The organism is Amycolatopsis pigmentata (assembly GCF_042684065.1).
GTDB lineage: Bacteria > Actinomycetota > Actinomycetes > Mycobacteriales > Pseudonocardiaceae > Amycolatopsis_E > Amycolatopsis_E pigmentata.
Genome location: NZ_JBHUKR010000011.1, coordinates 556,043 through 574,093 on the forward strand (window position 1 = coordinate 556,043; position 18,051 = coordinate 574,093).

General features: G+C 68.8%; 13 protein-coding genes and 1 pseudogene. 4 read left to right on the forward strand and 10 right to left on the reverse strand.

Going from position 1 to position 18,051, the window contains the following annotated elements:
* Positions 1-119 precede the first annotated feature (119 nt).
* Complete coding sequence (gene cobU, locus ACFSXZ_RS24730; RefSeq protein WP_378267520.1) at positions 120-740, reverse strand: bifunctional adenosylcobinamide kinase/adenosylcobinamide-phosphate guanylyltransferase; 621 nt, start codon at positions 738-740, stop codon at positions 120-122.
* 105 nt (positions 741-845) lie between these two features.
* Here cobU and ACFSXZ_RS24735 point away from each other — a divergent pair, with 105 nt between their 5' ends.
* Together ACFSXZ_RS24735 and ACFSXZ_RS24740 are read left to right on the forward strand one after the other, a co-directional pair.
* Positions 846-1,784, forward strand: a complete 939-nt coding sequence (locus tag ACFSXZ_RS24735; RefSeq protein WP_378267521.1) for a cobalamin biosynthesis protein — start codon at positions 846-848, stop codon at positions 1,782-1,784.
* Positions 1,781-3,217 (forward strand): cobyric acid synthase, encoded by a 1,437-nt coding sequence (locus ACFSXZ_RS24740; RefSeq protein ID WP_378267522.1) that lies wholly within the window; start codon positions 1,781-1,783, stop codon positions 3,215-3,217. The genes ACFSXZ_RS24735 and ACFSXZ_RS24740 overlap by 4 nt, the downstream gene beginning before the upstream one ends.
* On the opposite strand, the gene ACFSXZ_RS24745 is transcribed toward ACFSXZ_RS24740, so the two are convergent.
* On the reverse strand, positions 3,210-3,770 hold the full coding sequence (locus tag ACFSXZ_RS24745; protein ID WP_378267523.1) for a GNAT family N-acetyltransferase: 561 nt from the start codon (positions 3,768-3,770) through the stop codon (positions 3,210-3,212). The genes ACFSXZ_RS24740 and ACFSXZ_RS24745 overlap by 8 nt on opposite strands.
* A gap of 155 nt (positions 3,771-3,925) precedes the next feature.
* On the opposite strand from ACFSXZ_RS24745, the gene ACFSXZ_RS24750 reads away from it, so the two are divergent.
* Entirely contained in the window at positions 3,926-5,251 is a 1,326-nt protein-coding gene (locus tag ACFSXZ_RS24750) for an HNH endonuclease signature motif containing protein (protein ID WP_378267524.1), read from the forward strand.
* Between the two features lie 322 nt (positions 5,252-5,573).
* Here ACFSXZ_RS24750 and ACFSXZ_RS24755 read toward each other — a convergent pair whose 3' ends face one another.
* From ACFSXZ_RS24755 to ACFSXZ_RS24790, 8 genes and pseudogenes are all read right to left on the reverse strand, one after another.
* Positions 5,574-5,840 carry a hypothetical protein gene (locus tag ACFSXZ_RS24755; RefSeq protein WP_378267525.1) on the reverse strand — a complete coding sequence of 89 codons (267 nt, stop codon included), beginning with the start codon at positions 5,838-5,840 and terminating at the stop codon, positions 5,574-5,576.
* Between the two features lie 192 nt (positions 5,841-6,032).
* Positions 6,033-6,257 (reverse strand): helix-turn-helix domain-containing protein, encoded by a 225-nt coding sequence (locus tag ACFSXZ_RS24760; protein ID WP_378267526.1) that lies wholly within the window; start codon positions 6,255-6,257, stop codon positions 6,033-6,035.
* A 7-nt stretch (positions 6,258-6,264) separates the two neighbouring features.
* The gene (locus tag ACFSXZ_RS24765) at positions 6,265-7,047 is read right to left on the reverse strand and encodes a DeoR/GlpR family DNA-binding transcription regulator (RefSeq protein WP_378267527.1); all 783 of its coding nucleotides are present in this window, start codon (positions 7,045-7,047) and stop codon (positions 6,265-6,267) included.
* Positions 7,048-7,147: 100 nt separating this feature from the next.
* A complete protein-coding gene (locus tag ACFSXZ_RS24770; RefSeq protein WP_378267528.1) occupies positions 7,148-8,599 on the reverse strand; it encodes a glutamate synthase subunit beta in 1,452 nt (483 codons plus the stop codon).
* Positions 8,592-8,750 (reverse strand): hypothetical protein, encoded by a 159-nt coding sequence (locus ACFSXZ_RS24775; RefSeq protein ID WP_378267529.1) that lies wholly within the window; start codon positions 8,748-8,750, stop codon positions 8,592-8,594. The genes ACFSXZ_RS24770 and ACFSXZ_RS24775 overlap by 8 nt, the downstream gene beginning before the upstream one ends.
* The gene (gene gltB / locus ACFSXZ_RS24780; protein ID WP_378267530.1) at positions 8,743-13,272 is read right to left on the reverse strand and encodes a glutamate synthase large subunit; all 4,530 of its coding nucleotides are present in this window, start codon (positions 13,270-13,272) and stop codon (positions 8,743-8,745) included. The genes ACFSXZ_RS24775 and gltB overlap by 8 nt, the downstream gene beginning before the upstream one ends.
* A 567-nt stretch (positions 13,273-13,839) precedes the next feature.
* Positions 13,840-14,076, reverse strand: a pseudogene (locus ACFSXZ_RS24785) (hypothetical protein); the annotation flags it as partial.
* 274 nt (positions 14,077-14,350) lie between these two features.
* Positions 14,351-15,142: a 2-keto-4-pentenoate hydratase gene (locus ACFSXZ_RS24790; RefSeq protein ID WP_378267610.1), complete on the reverse strand. Its 792-nt coding sequence runs from the start codon at positions 15,140-15,142 to the stop codon at positions 14,351-14,353.
* A gap of 108 nt (positions 15,143-15,250) precedes the next feature.
* Here ACFSXZ_RS24790 and ACFSXZ_RS24795 point away from each other — a divergent pair.
* Positions 15,251-18,051, forward strand: a 2,801-nt coding sequence (locus ACFSXZ_RS24795) for an FAD-binding and (Fe-S)-binding domain-containing protein (RefSeq protein ID WP_378267531.1), incomplete at its 3' end; no start/stop codon positions are given.

The following is an 18,051-nucleotide window of genomic DNA, read 5'->3' on the forward strand; positions in this document are numbered from 1 at the left end:
ACGGGTGCGGGCAGCCAGGCCGTGACATCCGCATCCGGGCGTCAGCGGGCAGGAGAGCGGCCTGCCTTCCCGCCCCCGTAGCTTCGCGGGCGCGTCACGCCTCACCCCTGCAGAGACCTTCACCATGTGCTTCGCGTCTTCTCCTGGAGGTGCAGGACCCGGCCGGCCACGACCAACTGCACGCTGTCGACTTCGGCGCCGACCCGGTTGTTGAGCGTGCCCAGTACGTCACGGAACAGCCTGCCGGAAAAAGTCGCGGGCACCACGCCCATGCCCACCTCGTTGCTGACCGCCACGACCGGCACGTGCGCCTCGGCGAAGGCGGCGAGGAAATCCTCCATCCGCGCGTCCAGCCGCGACTCCCAGCCCTCCTGCTGGTCCCACGCGCCCACCTCGCCGAGCACCTGGCTCACCCAGACGCCGAGGCAGTCGATGAGCAGCGGCCGGGAGGCCTTCCGCAGGGTGGTCGAGAGATCGGTGGTCTCGAGGGTCCGCCAGTTGGCCGGTCTGCGGGCGCGGTGCAGCCGGACACGGGCGGCCCACTCCGGGTCGTCCTCGCCCGCCGGAAGTCCCGGAGCGACGTAAACGACCTCCGGATGCCTGGTCATCAACCGCTCGGCGTGCCGCGACTTCCCCGAACGCACCCCACCGAGCACGAGGACCTTGGCCTGCTCTCTGCGGCGGAGCGACCGCGCGGCGGTCTCCAGCGAGGCGGCGAGCCGCTGGGTGAGCTTCGTCATAAGGGTTCTCGGTACGTCCCGGTCCGCGGGACGGGTCCGATTCCTCCCTTCTCCTCGGTCAGGTCGTCGCCTGTCGCGGCACAAGCGCGGCGATACCGTACCTCCGTGAGAAACGCGGTGTCCCGCTTGTACGCACGATCGCCGGTTACGCTCGGGCTCCTTGCCGGTTACTTCGCCGACGCGGCCCTCGGCGACCCCGGACGCGGCCATCCGGTGGCCTGGTTCGGACGCGCGGCCGCCGCCGTGGAACGGCGGACCTGGGGCGATTCCCGGGTGCGTGGAGCACTCCACACCACGCTCTGTACCGGTGTCGTCACCGGTTTCGGCGCCTTGGCGCAGGCGAAGGCCGGTCCACGTCTGCGTTTCGCGGTCACCGCGCTGGCCACCTGGACCGTTCTCGGTGGCCGGAGTCTTGCCCGGGAAGGCGAAATCATGGCCCGGCTGCTCGACGCGGGTGATCTGCCGGCCGCGCGAGCGAGGCTCGGCCACCTGTGCGGGCGCGACGCGACGAACCTCGACGAGCGGGAACTCGCCCGCGCGGCAACGGAATCCGTCGCCGAGAACACTTCGGACGCCGTCGTCGCGCCGCTGCTGTGGGGAGCGGTCGCGGGAATTCCCGGCCTGCTGGCCTACCGCGCGATCAACACCCTCGACGCCATGATCGGCCACCGGTCGCCTCGCTACCTGAAGTTCGGCTGGGCGGCGGCACGCGTGGACGACGTGGCCAACTTCGTGCCGTCGAGAATCGCCGCGCTCACCGCGATCGGATTGAGCGGAAATCCTGGGCGCGCAGGGCGGACCTGGCTGTCCGACCGCGCCCGCCACCCCAGTCCCAATGCCGGTCAGGTCGAGGCCGCGTTCGCCGGCGCGCTGCGGGTGCGCCTGGGCGGAGTGAACAGCTACGGCGGCCGCACGGAGAATCGCGGCACCCTCGGTGACGGCCCCGCTCCCGGCCCCGACGACCTGCGTCGGGCCGTCCGGCTGTCCCGGGCGGTCGGGTGGGCGACTCTCGGCCTCGTGTGCGCCGTGCGGGCGGCCAAATGAGCGGCGTGCTGGTCGCCGGGACCACATCGGACGCGGGCAAGAGCCTGGTCACCGCCGGGATCTGCCGCTGGCTCGCGCGGCGGGGCGTGCGGGTGGCGCCGTTCAAGGCGCAGAACATGTCGAACAACTCGATGGTCTGCGCGGACGGCGCGGAAGTCGGGCGCGCGCAATGGCTTCAGGCACGGGCCGCCGGTGCCGAGCCGGAGGCCGCGATGAACCCGGTGCTGCTCAAGCCCGGCAGCGACCGCCGCAGTCACGTGGTGGCGCTGGGCAAACCGTTCGGCGTGCTGGAAGCGGGCGAATACGCGACCGGGCGGGGTGAGCTCGCCCGGATCGCGTTCGCCGCGCTGGCCGAGCTCAAGGACCGGTTCGACGTGGTGGTGTGCGAGGGGGCGGGCAGCCCCGCCGAGATCAACCTGCGTCAGGGCGACTACGTGAACATGGGTCTGGCACAACGGTTCGGCCTGCCGACGGTGGTGGTCGGCGACATCGACCGCGGTGGGGTCTTCGCCGCGATGTACGGCACGCTCGCGCTGCTCGACACCGCGGACCAGGAGCTGGTACGGGGGTGGATCATCAACAAGTTCCGCGGTGACGAGTCGTTGTTGCGGCCGGGCCTGGACCGACTGGAAGAGTTGACGAAACGGCCTGTGCTCGGGGTCCTGCCGTGGCTCGACGGCGTGTGGATCGACTCCGAGGACGCGCTCGCGGCCGCCGGCTGGGCGGGCGGACACCGGAGCGGTTCGCTGCGGATCGCGGTCGTGCGGTTTCCTCGCGCCTCCAACGCCACCGATGTCGACGCGCTCGCCGCCGAGCCGGGCGTGACGGTGAGTCTCACGGCGGAACCGGACGCGATCGCGACCGCCGACGTCGTGGTGCTGCCCGGTTCCCGCGCGACCGTCGACGACCTGCGCTGGCTCCACGATCGCGGGCTCGCCGACGCGCTGGCCGAACGCGCCGCGTCCGGCCGTCCCCTCCTCGGTATCTGCGGTGGCTACCAGATGCTCGCGCGTGAGATCTCCGACGACGTCGAATCGGGCGTGGGCACCGTGAAGGGCCTCGGCCTGTTACCCGTCGAGGTGTCGTTCTCAGCGGACAAGGTGCTCGGTCGCCCGTCGGGAAGCTGGCGAGGACACCCCGTGTCGGCATACGAAATCCACCACGGCCGTGCGGTCGTCACCGGCGAAGCCGAGCCGTTCCTCGACGGTTGTCGCAGCGGCGCGGTCTGGGGCACCACCTGGCACGGCGCGTTCGACAACGACGGGTTCCGCCGCGCTTGGCTCACCGAGGCCGCCGCACAGGCCGGAGTCGCGTGGTCACCGGCCACGGACGCCCCCGGCTTCGCGAGTCTCCGCGAGTCGATGCTCGACCGGCTGGCCGACGCCGTCGAGGCGCATCTCGACACCGGGGAGCTGGCGCGATTGATCACCTGAGCGCCTGCCACTCGGAGTGGGCGAGCGCGTATTCGACTTCGCCGTGTTCGGAGCCCGCGATCTTCTCCGGCCAATCCCCGGTGAAGGCCCGCACGAAGGACAGGCCCACCTTCTCCAGGACGCGACGCGAGCGGGTGTTGACGGCCATCGTGTTCGCGGTCACCCGCTCGACGCCGAGTTCAGTGAATCCTTTGTGGATCAACGCGCGGGAGCCTTCGGTGGCGTAACCGTGACCCCACGTCGCCTTGGCGAGGCGGTAACCGAGTTCGACCTCGGTGGGGTCGTCGTCGCGCAACGGCCGGTATTCGAACCAGCCCAGGAAAGCGCCGGTGGCTTTCTCCTCCGCCGCCCAGTAGCCGCGGCATCCGAAGCAGGGGTGGTCGTGCAGGAGCCGTGGCAGGGTCAGCGTCCGGATCGCCTCGCGGGTCGTCGGCTTGCCCCCGTTGATGAAACGCATGACGTCCGGGTCGTTGTCCAGTGCGAGCAGACGGTCGGTGTCCGCCACGGTGAACGGCCGGAGGATCAGCTGCTCGGTCTCCAGGAATGGTGCCATGCCGGGATCCTGGCCGAGCGTGGTTCGCTTTGCCAACCGAAAATGCCAGTGACTTCGGGGATTGCTCGCGGTCGTACACGGTTGTCACTCGTTCGTGTGCCGTCATAATCTCGCGTAGCCTCGATGTTCGAGTAGACGTTCGATATTTTGGTGCCATGTCCGAGCAACTTGATCCGCCCGAACCCCCCGTGCCTGAGGAGGCCGTGCCTTGGCTGGCCCCCGGCGGGGATGGCGATGTGTTGTCCTGTCTGGAGTCCGCGGTTGTCGCGTTGCGGGGACTGCGGGTGGCGAGGTGCTCGCGGGCCGGGTTGCTGCGGATGGTGCAACGGTTGCAGGCGGTCGTCAACCAGGTCCAGGCAGCGCAGTTGGGGGCGGTGGCGGAGTTCGACCGCGCGGCCGGTCAGCCGTCCAATGTGGCCTTGGAGTTGTCACTGGGCCTGGCGATCAGCAAGCGCACCGCCCAATACCAGATCGGGCTCGCTCACGCGCTGGTCACCCGCCTGCCCAACACTCTGGAAGCGATGTGGCGCGGTGAGATCGACACCTACAAGGCGTCGCGTGTGTATGAGCCGACGGCGATGCTGTCGGACGAGCATGCTCGGGCGGTGGATGCGATCATGGCCGCTCGTCTCGCGGGAAAGGATCCGAGCAGTGTGCGTCGCTCCACCAACCGCGCGGTAGCGAGGGTGGATCCGGACGGCCACGCCGAGCGTTGCGCGCGGCGGCGCGCTCAGCGGCGGGTCGAGTTGATCCCGCTGGACGATGGCATGGCCAACCTCTCCTCGCACCTCCCGGTGGAGGACGCGGTGGCTGGGTATGCGCGCATCGACATCGAAGCCAAACGCCGTCGCCGGCGTGACAAGTCCAGGACACTCGACCAGCACCGGGCGGACGTCCATACCGAGTTGCTGCTGGCCGAGAGCCCGGGCGTCAAAAGCGCGCCCCGCGCCGAAGTCTTCCTCTACATGGACATGTCCACCTGGCTGGGACTTAACAACCACCCCGCCGAGATGGCGGGTATGGGCGTGATTCCCGCCTGGCTGGCCCGCCACATCGCCAACGGTCCCAACACCACGCTCCGTCGTATCATCACGGACCCCGCGACCGGGCAGATCGTTTCCGTGGGGCGTAAGGCTTACCGCCCACCGGTCGATCTCGCCCGGCTGATTCACGCGCGGGACAGGGAATGCAGAGTCCCCACCTGCCATCGCCCGGCCCAGCACTGCGAAACAGACCACGTCGACGACTGGTACGCGCTGTCCGGAGAGACAGCCGACGACAATCTCAGCTCCCTGTGTGCCCGCGAACACCATACGAAGGATCTCCCTGGCTGGTCCTACCAACTGGACAAGGACACCGGGACCTTCACCATCACGACGCCGACCAACGACCGGTACACCAGCGACCCCGAACCACTTCATCCACCGCGCCCGGATATTTTCCCCGATGACCCTGTCCCCGACGACCCGCGCTTCCAGTAGTGCGTCGTCATGCCGCATCGCTCCTCGCTAAAAGTCCTTTGTGGAGGATGGCAGCCGGGGTCGGTCAGACCCGCTCCCTTATCGGCCGCTCCGGCACCAAGGGACTCAGTCGGCCCGTTTCACCACGAACGTCCCTTTGCACCTAAGCGTCACCACCAAACCCCAACCGCGAAGCAACCCCGTGGCCCGCCGTCCTGTTCCGAGTGAGACGCCCTCGCCCAACGCGGTGACCATCCAATGTCCGGCGACTTTCGCCGAAATAGGCATCGCTCGCGTTCGAGTTCGTCCACATTGGGCGACGTGCCCGACCGAATCGTCTCCGTCAAGCGTGCCGTCGTCGTGGACCTTCCCCGTCATACGAGTGACCTTCGGACACGAGCCGGTCACCGCGTCGGGCAGGGGAGATCCGCTCGGCCTGGCGCAGCATCACGACCGCGTCGTCGCGCCGCTTGGGCAGCCGCGCCAGCGCGCGACCGTATTCCCGGTAGTAAGGCGATTTACACGTCAGGGTCGGTAAAGCGTCCACATCGACGGTCGTGGCGATCTTCGCCGCATCGGCATGCTCACCCGCTTCCAGCGCGACCGACATACGCCAGACACCCACGTTCGATGGTCCGAAGCCGAAATCGAACGCCTGCCCTCGCCCGTCTGGCTCGCGTGAGCATCCCCGACATCTGCATGGCCTCACTGGTACCGGTGCCCGGGTCGGCCGCGGTCAGTGCTCGTGACGCGAGATCGAATCCGCCGGCGCCGAGCAGTCCGAAGGACGTCCCGAAGGCGCTCACGGCACTGAACAGGGGCTCTTCCAGTTCGCCGGGTTGACCAGCGCGCTTCCGGTGATCTCGCTCGGCGCGACCTCAAGCGCGTTCGCCAGCGAAACGATCAGGGACCGTCGGTCCAGGGCCCGATCGCCGGACTCCAGCCGGGAGAGGTAGCTGGGCGAGATACCCGCCAGCCCGGCGATCACCGAGAGCGATGCGCGTGGTCTCCAGCCTAATCGCAGCACCGGCCGGTCACACCCGGCGGACCTTCACGCCTTCCATCTCGAACGCGGCCACTACGGCGTCGTCGGCGTTCGTACTGGTGATGAGCATGTCGATGCCGGAGATGGGGCAGATGCGGGCGAAGGCCTGGGCGCCGAGCTTGGAGGCGTCCGCGACCACGATGACCTGGCGGGCGCGCGAAGCCAGCAGCCGGGCGATGGTCGCCTCGGCTTCGTGGTGGGCGTAGGCGCCGCCCTCCGGGTCGATCGCGTCGACACCGAGGAACGCCAGCTCCAGACGGACTTCGTGGAGCGTGGCGGCGGCGTAGGGCCCGGTGAGCTCGAACGACTGCGGCCGCGCCGATCCGCCGGTGGTGACGGTCTTGATGTTCTGCCGCACGGCCAGCTCGTGGGCGATGTTGAGCGCGTTGGTGACCACGGTCACGGCGGTCGACGAACCGCCCTCGTTGAAGTCCGCCCTGGTGGCCAGGGCACGGCAGACCTCGCGGGTGGTCGTCCCGCCGCCGAGACCCACCGCCATGCCGCGCTGCACCAGGCGCGCGGCCGCGGCGCCGATCCGCTCCTTTTCCTGGGCGTTCTGGGCCTTGTGACGGCCCGGCAGGTCGTAGACGACGCTACTGGGTACCGCACCGCCTCGCGTTCGTGTCAACAATTGACGTTCGGCTAAATGGTCTAGGTCCCGGCGCACGGTGGCGAGGGATACATGCAGTTCCGCGGCCGCTTTTTCCACCTCGACCCGGCCCTGCTGGGCAACCATTCCCAGCAGGGCGTCGAGTCTTTGATGCCGATGCACCGGTGCAGTATCACCCGTGACCCGGGAAGAACGAAATCGCCCATTGTCGGTAGGTGTTTTTACCGGGCGGCGCCACTGGCGGTAGCGCCGCCGGTACGCATTACGAAATCGGACGGTCGGTCGGCGCGATGGGGGCGGGCAGGTGCGTCCGGCCGGTCAGATGGGCGTCCACGGCGGCCGCCGCGGACCTTCCCTCGGCGATCGCCCACACGATCAGCGACTGGCCACGGCCCATGTCACCGGCGACGAACACGTTCTCCACACTGGTCCGGAACGTGGCGTCACGGGCCACGTTGCCGCGCCCGTCCAGCTCCACGCCGAGCTCTTCGAGCAGCCCCTCGCGCTGCGGGCCGGTGAACCCCATGGCCAGCAGCACCAACTGCGCCGGCAACTCCCGTTCGCTGCCCTCGACCGGGACGAACCGGCCGTCCTCGGCCCGGACCTCGACCAGCCGCAACTTCTCCACCGCACCGTCCGGTCCGGCCACGAACTCCTGCGTGCTGACCGAGTACAACCGCTCACCGCCCTCCTCGTGCGCGGAGGACACCCGGTAGATCATCGGGTACATCGGCCACGGGTGCTGCCCGGAGCGCTCCTCGGGCGGCCGGGGCATGATCTCCAGCTGCGTCACCGAGGCCGCGCCCTGGCGGTGCGCCGTGCCGACGCAGTCCGCCCCGGTGTCCCCGCCACCGATCACCACGACGTGCTTGTCCTTCGCCGAGATCGGGGACTCGGCCAGTTCACCCGTGGTGACCCGGTTCGACAGCGGCAGGTACTCCATCGCCTGGTGCACGCCCGGCAGGTCACGGCCGGGCACCGGCAGGTCGCGCCACACGGTCGCGCCACCGGTCAGCACCACGGCGTCGTAGGAGGAACGCAGCTCGGATGCGGTGACGTCCACGCCGACGTTCACCCCGGTCCGGAACTCGGTGCCCTCCGCCCGCATCTGGTCCAGCCTGCGGTCCAGACGCCATTTCTCCATTTTGAACTCGGGAATCCCGTACCGCAGGAGGCCGCCGACGGCATCCGCACGTTCGAATACGACCACTTCGTGGCCGGCGCGCGTGAGTTGTTGTGCCGCGGCCAGACCAGATGGCCCCGAGCCGACGACCGCGACCTTCTTTCCGGTTCGCTTCTCCGGGATTTCGGGACGAACGAAGCCGGATTCCCAGGCGCGGTCAACAATCGATATTTCGACTCGTTTGATCGTCACCGGATCGTCGTTGATGCCCAGCACGCACGCCGTTTCACACGGCGCGGGACACAATGTTCCGGTGAACTCCGGGAAATTGTTCGTCGCGTGCAGCCGTTCGCTCGCGTCCCGCCAGTCGGAATCCCACACCAGCGTGTTCCACTCGGGAATGAGGTTTCCCAGCGGGCAGCCCTGATGACAGAACGGGATGCCGCAGTCCATGCACCGGCCCGCCTGCTTCTGCAGCTTCTCGGCCGGGAAGTCCTCGTAGACCTCGTGCCAGTCCAGGAGTCGCACGAACACCGGCCTGCTCTTGGGAACCTCGCGGTGCGTAGTCAGAAAACCCTTGGGGTCAGCCATGAGCGGCCTCCAGCATCCTGCGGGCCACCCGCACCCGGTCGGCCGTCATGGCCGGGGCTTCGCCATTGTCAGCCATGAGCGGCCACTGTGATTTGCGGGACACCCGCACCCGGTCGGCCGTCATGGCCGGGGCTTCGCCATTGTCAGCCATGAGCGGCCTCCATGATCGCTTCGTTCACGTCGCGCCCATCGCGCTCAGCCTCCGCCTGAGCGAGCAGCACACGCTTGTAGTCCTTCGGCATGACCTTGGCGAACCGTTCCACGGTCACGTCCCAGTCGGCGAGCAGCGTGTGCGCCACCGCGGACTCCGTTTCCGTGTAATGCCGTTCCACCGCGTCACGCAGGAACTCGACGTCACCGTCGTCGAGTGGATCCAGGTCGACCATTTCGGGATTCACCCGCATCCGCGAAAGGTTGAGCACATAGGCGATGCCACCGGACATCCCGGCGGCGAAGTTCCGCCCGGTCGGGCCGAGCACCACGACCCGGCCACCGGTCATGTACTCGCAACCGTGGTCGCCGACTCCTTCGACCACCGCGAGGGCACCCGAGTTGCGCACGCAGAAACGTTCCCCGACCTTGCCGCGCAGGAAGATTTCCCCGGCCGTCGCGCCGTAGCCGATGACGTTGCCCGCGATGATGTGCTCCTCGGCGGTGAAGGTCGCCGAGGACGGCGGGCGCACCACGATCCGCCCGCCGGACAGGCCTTTCGCCAGGTAGTCGTTGGCGTCGCCGTACAACCGCAGCGTGATGCCGCGCGGCACGAATGCTCCGAACGACTGACCCGCGGTGCCGGTGAAGGTGACGTCGATCGTGTCGTCGGGCAGGCCTTCACCGCCCCAGCGCTTGGTGAGCTCCGAACCGAGCATCGTGCCCACGGTCCGGTTCACGTTCCGGACCGGCAGTTCCAGCCGCACCCGGTCACCGGCGTCCAGCGCGCCTTCGGCGAGCTGGATGAGCGTGTTGTCCAGTGCTTTCTCCAGACCGTGATCCTGCGCGACGACCTGGTGCCGCGCCGCACGCGGCGGCAGTTCGGGCACGTGGAAGATCGGCGACAGGTCGAGCCCTGCGGCCTTCCAGTGCTCGACCGCGCGCCGCTTGTCCAGCAGCTCGGCGTGCCCGACGGCCTCGGCCACCGACCGGAAACCCAGCTGCGCCAGGTATTCCCGTACCTCCTGCGCGATGAACTCGAAGAAGTTGACCACGTATTCGGCCCTGCCGGTGAACTTCTCGCGCAGCTTCGGGTTCTGCGTGGCGACCCCGACCGGGCAGGTGTCCAGGTGGCACACCCGCATCATCACGCAGCCCGACACGACCAGCGGCGCCGTCGCGAAGCCGAACTCCTCGGCACCGAGCAACGCGGCGATCACCACGTCGCGCCCGGTCTTGAGCTGACCGTCGGTCTGCACCACGATCCGGTCCCGCAGCCGGTTGGCCAGCAGGGTCTGCTGCGTCTCGGCCAGCCCCAGTTCCCAGGGCCCGCCGGCGTGCTTGATCGATGACAGCGGTGAAGCGCCCGTCCCGCCGTCGTGGCCCGAAATCAGCACCACGTCCGCGTGGGCCTTGGACACCCCGGCCGCGACCGTGCCGACTCCGACCTCCGACACCAGCTTCACATGGATCCGGGCGGCCGGGTTGGCGTTCTTCAGGTCGTGGATGAGCTGTGCCAGGTCCTCGATCGAATAGATGTCGTGGTGCGGCGGCGGCGAGATGAGCCCGACACCCGGGGTGGAGAACCGGGTCTTGGCGATCCACGGATACACCTTCGCGCCCGGAAGCTGACCGCCTTCGCCGGGCTTCGCGCCCTGCGCCATCTTGATCTGGATGTCGTCGGCGTTGACCAGATATTCGCTGGTCACCCCGAACCGTCCACTCGCGACCTGCTTGACCGCGGAGCGGCGTTCGGGATCGTAGAGCCGTTCCGGATCCTCGCCGCCCTCACCGGTGTTCGACTTGCCGCCGAGGCGGTTCATCGCGATCGCCAGCGTGGTGTGCATCTCCTGCGAGATCGAGCCGTAGGAGATCGCGCCGGTGGCGAACCGCTTGACGATTTCGGAGACCGGCTCGACCTCGTCGATCGGCACCGGCGGGCGCACACCCTCCTTGAAGGCGAACAGACCCCGCAGGGTCATCAGCCGTTCCGCCTGGTCGTCGACCGCCTTCGTGTACTCCTTGAAGATCTCGTACTTGCCGGAGCGGGTCGAGTGCTGGAGCTTGAACACGGTATGCGGGTTGAACAGGTGCGGCTCGCCTTCGCGCCGCCACTGGTAGTCCGAGCCCGTGGCCAGCTCGCGATGGCTGGGCCTGCGCCCGTCGCGCGGGTAGGCGCGCTCGTGTCGCAGGCGAACCTCCTCGGCGAGCGTGTCGAAGCCGACTCCGCCGAGCCGTGAGGTGGTCCCGGCGAAGCAGGTGTCGATGACCTCCTCGCCGAGCCCGATGGCCTCGAAGATCTGTGCGCCGGTGTAGGAGGCCACTGTGGACACTCCCATCTTCGACATGGTCTTGCGCACGCCCTTGCCCAGCGCCTTGATCAGGTTCCGGGCCGCCTGCTTCGGGGTGACGCCGGGGATCCTGCCCTGCTCGGCCATCTCCTCGACGGTGGCCATCGCGAGATACGGGTTCACCGCGGCGACCCCGTAGCCGATGAGCAACGCGATGTGGTGGACCTCGCGGGCGTCGGCGGCCTCGACGATGAGACCGACCTGCGTCCGGGTCTTGCGGCGGACCAGGTGGTGGTGCACCGCGCCGGTGAGCAGCAGCGACGGGATCGCGGCATGCCGGTCGTCGGCACCCCGGTCGGACAGCACGATCAGCCGGGCGCCGTCCTCGATCGCCTCCGACACCTCGGCGCAGATCTCGTCGAGCCTGCGCACCAGTGCCTTGCCGCCACCGTCCACTTCGTACCGGCCGAGCACGGTGACCGCCTGGAACTCGGGCAGGTCGCCGTCGTCGTTGATGTGCACGAGCTTCGCCAGCTCGTCGTTGTCCAGCACCGGGAACGGCAGCACGACCCGGCGGCAGTGGCCGGGGCCGGCGTCCAGCAGGTTCCGTTCGCTGCCGAGCTGGGTGCCCAGCGAAGTGACCAGCTCTTCGCGGATCGCGTCCAGCGGAGGGTTGGTCACCTGGGCGAAGAGCTGGCTGAAGTAGTCGAAGATCTGCCTCGGCCCGCTCGACAGCGTGGCGACCGGAGAGTCGTTGCCCATCGAGCCGATCGGCTCCGCGCCGGTGCGAGCCATCGGTTCGAGGAGCGTCTCCAGATCTTCCTGCGTGTAGCCGGAGGCCTGCTGGCGCCGCACGAGCGAGGCGTGCGTGGGGACTTCGCGTTCCCGCTCCGGCAGTTCCTCCAGCCGGACCAGACCGGTGTCGACCCACTCGCCGTACGGATGCCGGGCGGAGAGTTCGCCCTTGATCTCGTCGTCGTCGATGATCCGGCCCTCGGCGGTGTCGACCAGGAACATCCGGCCCGGCTCCAGCCGGCCCTTGCGCACGATGCTCGCCGGGTCGATGTCCAGCACACCGACCTCGCTGGCGAGCACGACGAGCCCGTCTTCGGTAACCCAGTACCGCGCCGGACGGAGCCCGTTGCGGTCCAGGACCGCGCCGATCTGGGTGCCGTCGGTGAACGCGACCAGCGCGGGTCCGTCCCACGGTTCCATCAGACTGGCGTGGAACTCGTAGAAGGCCCGGCGGGCGGTGTCCATTTCCTCGTGGTTCTCCCACGCTTCGGGGATCATCATGAGCACCGCGTGCGGCAGGCTGCGCCCGCCCAGGTGCAGCAGTTCGAGCACCTCGTCGAAGCTCGCCGAGTCACTCGCGCCGCGGGTGATCACCGGCAGGATCCGGTTGAGGTCGCCGGGAAGGTCGTCACTGGCGAGCATCGACTCCCGGGCGTCCATCCAGTTCCGGTTGCCCCGCAACGTGTTGATCTCGCCGTTGTGCGCCACGTAACGGTACGGGTGCGCGAGCGGCCAGGACGGGAACGTGTTCGTGGAGAACCGGGAGTGGACCAGGCCGATCGCGCTGGTGACCCGCTCGTCGGCCAGGTCCGGGAAGAAACGGCCGACCTGGGGCTCGGTCAACATTCCTTTGTAGACGATCGTGCGCGCGGACAGGCTGGGGAAGTAGACGCCTTCGTCGGTCAGCGCGTGCTCGGCCCGCTTGCGGACGCAGAACACCGCGCGCTCCAGCGCCAGACCGGTGGTCCCGGGATCGCGGGGCGCGAGGAAGAGCTGGGTGAAATGCGGCATGCAGGCCGCCGCCGTGGCCCCGATACCTTCCGGCTCGACGGGCAGTTCCCGCCAGCCGAGCACGCTCATGCCCTCTTCGGCCGCGATGCTCTCGATCGCGCTCATCGCACGGCCGCGCTGCTTCGCGTCCGTGGGCAGGAAAGCCGTGCCGACGGCGTATCCGCCGGGATCGGGGAGGTCGAAACCGGCGACTTCGCGATAGAAGGCGTCCGGGATCTGGATCAGGATGCCCGCCCCGTCACCCGTTTCCGGCTCGGCTCCTCTGGCGCCACGATGTTCGAGATTGCGCAGTGCGGTCAGTGCCTTGCGCACGATTTCGTGATCTCGCCGTCCGGCGAGATCGGCGACGAAGGCTACGCCGCAGGCGTCGTGTTCGAACTCCGCTGGATACAAGCCTCCCAGCTCATGCGGGCTGTGGCGGGTCACGGCTGGCCGCCTCCTTGGGCGTCGGCACCGCGGGAGCTTCCCGGGGAAATTTTTGTGGACCGGCTAACACAAGCGGTCCGCGGTGCGATGGTCAGTCGAGAGCGATCTGCGAGACGAACCCTGCGCAGGGCAGGCGTCATCGCCGGGCCACACATCGGTGGATGGCCGGTGGTGCCTGGTCTTCGCGCGCTTGGTCGTCCCGGGGTCGCCGGTCTTATGACAGTAGTGTGAATTCACCGTTATCGACATACGTGCACGGTCACGGGTGGGAAATGCCACGTGCCCGTTGACTCCCTCGCTCGCGTTCTATCCACCCCGTTGACCTGCGCAAAGATCCGCCCGAACAACGTTTTCGGGGGGATGGCGGGGCGCTGGGGGTAACCAACCCGTTACGTGAAGGAGGCTGCGGGCCATGTAATATCCCGCGATTTCGGTCGCCGATGCGCGACAGGGTGTGACGGTTCTTCTCTAGGCAGGCTCAGGCCACAGGATCGGCGCGGCCGTCGAGGGGAGTGTCCCCGCGGAGGGTTGCGGCGGGCGGGCGGGTTCGCCGAGGAGGCCGGGCAGTATCCCGAGCCGTGCGCGACCGGCTTCGGTGAGCAGGGCGGGCACCCGCTCATAGGGCAGGCCGGGACGGGCGGGAGCGATGAAGCCGAGGTTCGCCAGGCGGTGCGCGGTGGTCTGGTCACAGCAGGCGAGCCCGTCGAAGAAGAGGTCGGGCTCGCTGCTACAGGTCATCTCCGCGCGGCCGGTGGCCACCGCGTTGAGCGTGGCTCTCTCCCGGTGATTCAGTTCCACGTCCATGCTCGACTCCCTCAAGCGGCTGGAATTCATTAAACGCCCGAGACCGGGTGATTCGGGCGGGCCGGGCGGAATGTCTCCGACGAATAACCCGGATCGTGGTACCTGCTTCGGGGTGAATTCCGGTTTGGCCGAGACCTTTCGGGGCGACGGACGCGGTGCGGTGACGCACCCCCGAGCGTGGTGCCCGGGTGGGTGGGAACTCGAGGGGACACGAGAAGACCGGCCCGGTGACCGGGCCGGTCCGATGTAGACAGTTGGGGCGCGTCCGGACGCGTCAGGCCGCGGAGGCGAAGACCGCCTTCACGCTGCCCAGTTCGCCCATGTCGGCGACGACGGTGTCACCGGGCCGGACGTCGAAGGCCCGGGTCATGGAGCCGGGCAGGACGACATGGCCGGGCTCGAGGTCGACGCCGAGCGGCCCGATCGTGTTCGCCAGCCACACCAGGGCGTTGATCGGTGAACCGAGCACCGCGCCACCCGTGCCGGTCGCCACCGTCTCGTCGCCGAACCGCAACACGCAGCTCGCCGCGGCGAGGTCCACCGACGACAGGGTGGTCGGCCTGCTCCCGAGCACCACGCCGCCGGAGGAGGCGTTGTCCGCGATGGTGTCCACAATGGAGATTCGCCAGTTCTCGATGCGCGAGTCGACGATCTCCAGCGCGGGCAGCACGAAGTCGACCGCGCGAATCGCGTCCGCCACCGTGACGCCCGGACCGGACAGCCTGCCACCGAGCACGAACGCGATCTCCGGTTCGATGCGCGGCTGCAGGAAACCCGCCGTGCCGATCGGCTGCTGCTCCAGGTGGAACATGCCGGAGAGCAGGTGCCCGTAGTCGGGCTGGTCCACGCCCATCTGCTGCTGCATCGCGGCCGACGACAGGCCCACCTTGTGTCCCTTGACCCGCTCGCCGCCCTCGATCCAGCGGCGCACCTGCTCCTGCTGGATGCGGTAGGCGTCGGTGACGCCCGCGCCGGGATAAGACTCGATGAGAGGGGCGATCGGCTCGCCCTTGTCATAGGCCAGGAGCAGCCGCTGGGCGGCCTCCCGCACCGCGGTCGCTTCCATGAGAGGAAACTCTGCCGTCGTCACCACCGTCACCGCAAGCACCTTGTCCCGCTGCGCGGGACACGCCACAGGGGTGTGCGCGCTGGTCCGCGCGGTTACGTTGGGGCCATGCGGGAGACACTTCGCCGGCGACTGGGCGATCGGATCGCGTTCGACGCCGGGACCCTGGCCCTCTACACCACCGATGCCTCGAACTACCGTCACGCGCCGGTCGGGGTGATGCGGCCGAGAACGGTGGACGATGTGGTGGCCGCGGTCGCGGCGGCCAGGGAGGCCGGCGTGCCGCTGATCGCCCGTGGCGGTGGCACCAGCATCGCGGGCAACGCCACCGGGCCGGGTCTCGTGCTCGACCTGTCGCGCTATCTGTCCGGGGTGAAGGAGATCGACGGCCGCCTGGCGCGGGTGGCGCCCGGCACCGTCCTCGACGACCTGCAGGCCGCGGCCGCCCCGCACGGGCTGCGGTTCGGTCCCGATCCGTCGACGCACAGCCGCTGCACCATCGGCGGCATGATCGGCAACAACTCGTGCGGCTCGCATTCGGTGGCCTGGGGCCGGACCGCGGAGAACCTGGAAAGCATGGAGGTGCTGCTCTACGACGGCACCCGGATGACGGTCGGTCCCACCTCGAGAGCCGAGCTCGACCGCAGGGCGGAGCTTCCCGGCACCGAAGGCCGGGTCTTCCGGGAGTTGCGCGAGCTCCTCGACGGCAACCTCGCCCTGCTGCGCACGGAACTTCCGTCGTGGAGCCGCCGTGTCTCCGGCTACGGACTGGAGCACCTGCTCCCGGAGAACGGCTGCAACGTCGCCCGGGCCCTGGTCGGCAGCGAGGGCACCTGCGTGACGGTGCTCGACGCGACGCTCCGTCTCGTCGACCTGCCGAAACACAAGGTGCTGGCGGTGTTCGGGTTCGCTTCGGACATCGACGCCGCGGACGCCGTGCCCGAGATCCTGCGGTGGTCACCGCTGACGGTCGAGGGCCTGGACATCGAACTCGTCGAACCGGTGCACGGGGAGCGTGACCTGCCCCCGGGCCGGGCCTGGCTGCTGGTCGAACTCGCCGGTGAAGAACCGGGGCAAGCCGGTGAGTCCGCCGAAGGGCTCGCCCGCGCGCTCGACGACCGGTTGACCGGACATGCGGTGTCGACCGATGTCGCGGCACAGCGACGGTTGTGGCGGATCCGTGAAGAAGGGTCCGGGCTGGCGACCCGCACGCAGGATGGTTCCGAGGCATGGCCCGGCTGGGAGGACGCGGCCGTGCCACCAGAACGTCTCGGCGCCTATCTGCGCGAGTTCAAGACCCTGATGGCCCGGCACGGCAAGAAGACCGTGGTGTACGGGCACTACGGCGAGGGCTGCCTGCACATGCGGATCGACTTCGACCTGCTGTCACGGCCCGGTGTCGCCGCGTTCCGGTCGTTCCTCGAAGACGCCGCCGATCTGGTCGTCGCACACGGCGGTTCGCTGTCCGGCGAGCACGGCGACGGCCAGTCCCGGTCGGAGCTGCTGCCCCGGATGTACAGCCCCGAGATGATGCGGTTGTTCGGGCGGTTCAAGGCCATCTTCGATCCGGCCGGGATGATGAATCCCGGCGTGCTGGTCGATCCCCGGCCCCTCGACGCGGATCTGCGGGTCCGGCGGGCGCCCGCGGCGATCGAATCGGTCACCATGCTCGGCTATCCCCACGACCACGGCAGTTTCGGTGAGGCGATGCGGCGGTGCGTCGGCGTCGGTAAGTGCCGCAACACCGGTGGTGGCGGAGTGATGTGCCCCAGCTACCGGGTCACCCGCGAGGAACGGCATTCGACCAGGGGGCGGGCGCACCTGCTGGCCGAGATGATCAACGGCGAGCTGATCACCGACGGCTGGCGTTCCGGCGAGGTCCGCGAAGCACTGGATCTTTGCCTGTCCTGCAAGGGATGTCTGTCCGACTGCCCGGTCGATGTGGACATGGCGACCTACAAGGCCGAGTTCTACCACCAGCACTATCGCGGCCGGGTGCGGCCTGCCTCGCACTACTCGATGGGCTGGCTGCCGTTGTGGCTGCGGCTTTCCGCGCTCCTGCCCGGGGTGGCGCCGGGCATGATCAAGCGGCTGGCACCGATGCTCAAACGCGTCGGTGGCATCGCGCCGGAACGGGACCTTCCGGCGCTCGCCTCCCGTCCGTTCACCCGCTACCGCCGCGACCTGCGGCCTCGGGACGTCGCCCGGCCCTTGCTGCTGTGGCCGGACACGTTCGACAACTACTTCACGCCCGGCGTACTCCAGGCGGCGACCGAGGTGCTGACCGCGGCCGGTTACGACGTGGTGCTGCCGGACAAGCCCGTCTGTTGTGGACTGACCTGGGTTTCGACCGGTCAGCTCGGGGCCGCCCGGCGCGTGCTGCGGCGCACACTGTCCGTGCTCCGGCCGTTCCTCGAAGCGGGATACGAAGTCGTCGGTCTCGAACCGAGTTGCACCGCGTTATTCCGCGGCGACCTCGGTCACCTCATGCCCGGTGACGCGACCGCGGAACTGCTCGCGTCCCGCACCCGCACCTTCGCCGAGGTGCTCGCCGGCACCGAGTTGCCCCTGCGCGATCTGGACGTGGAAGCGATCACGCAGGTGCACTGCCACCAGCACGCGGTGCTGGGTTTCGCCGCCGACGAGAACCTGATGGCGCGGGCGGGAGTTCGCAACTCGACGCTGGACTCCGGGTGCTGTGGCCTGGCGGGCAACTTCGGTTTCGAGGCCGGTCACTACGAGGTGTCGATGGCCTGCGCCGAAGATCGGCTCCTGCCCGCGATCCGTGAGGCCGGGCCCGCGACGGTCGTCGTGTCCGACGGCTTCAGTTGCCGGACGCAGATCGCGCAGGCCGGCGAGCGGAGCGCGCTGCACCTCGCCGAAGTCGTCCGGAACGCGCTGGAACACAA

Bases quoted from the DNA above. Each gene is read 5' to 3' on its own strand.
- cobU (WP_378267520.1), bottom strand. From the start codon at position 740: ATGACGAAGCTCACCCAGCGGCTCGCCGCCTCGCTGGAGACCGCCGCG.
- ACFSXZ_RS24740 (WP_378267522.1), top strand. From the start codon at position 1,781: ATGAGCGGCGTGCTGGTCGCCGGGACCACATCGGACGCGGGCAAGAGC.
- ACFSXZ_RS24745 (WP_378267523.1), bottom strand. From the start codon at position 3,770: ATGGCACCATTCCTGGAGACCGAGCAGCTGATCCTCCGGCCGTTCACC.
- ACFSXZ_RS24750 (WP_378267524.1), top strand. From the start codon at position 3,926: ATGTCCGAGCAACTTGATCCGCCCGAACCCCCCGTGCCTGAGGAGGCC.
- ACFSXZ_RS24755 (WP_378267525.1), bottom strand. From the start codon at position 5,840: ATGTCGGTCGCGCTGGAAGCGGGTGAGCATGCCGATGCGGCGAAGATC.
- ACFSXZ_RS24770 (WP_378267528.1), bottom strand. From the start codon at position 8,599: ATGGCTGACCCCAAGGGTTTTCTGACTACGCACCGCGAGGTTCCCAAG.
- ACFSXZ_RS24775 (WP_378267529.1), bottom strand. From the start codon at position 8,750: ATGGCTGACAATGGCGAAGCCCCGGCCATGACGGCCGACCGGGTGCGG.
- ACFSXZ_RS24790 (WP_378267610.1), bottom strand. From the start codon at position 15,142: ATGGAAGCGACCGCGGTGCGGGAGGCCGCCCAGCGGCTGCTCCTGGCC.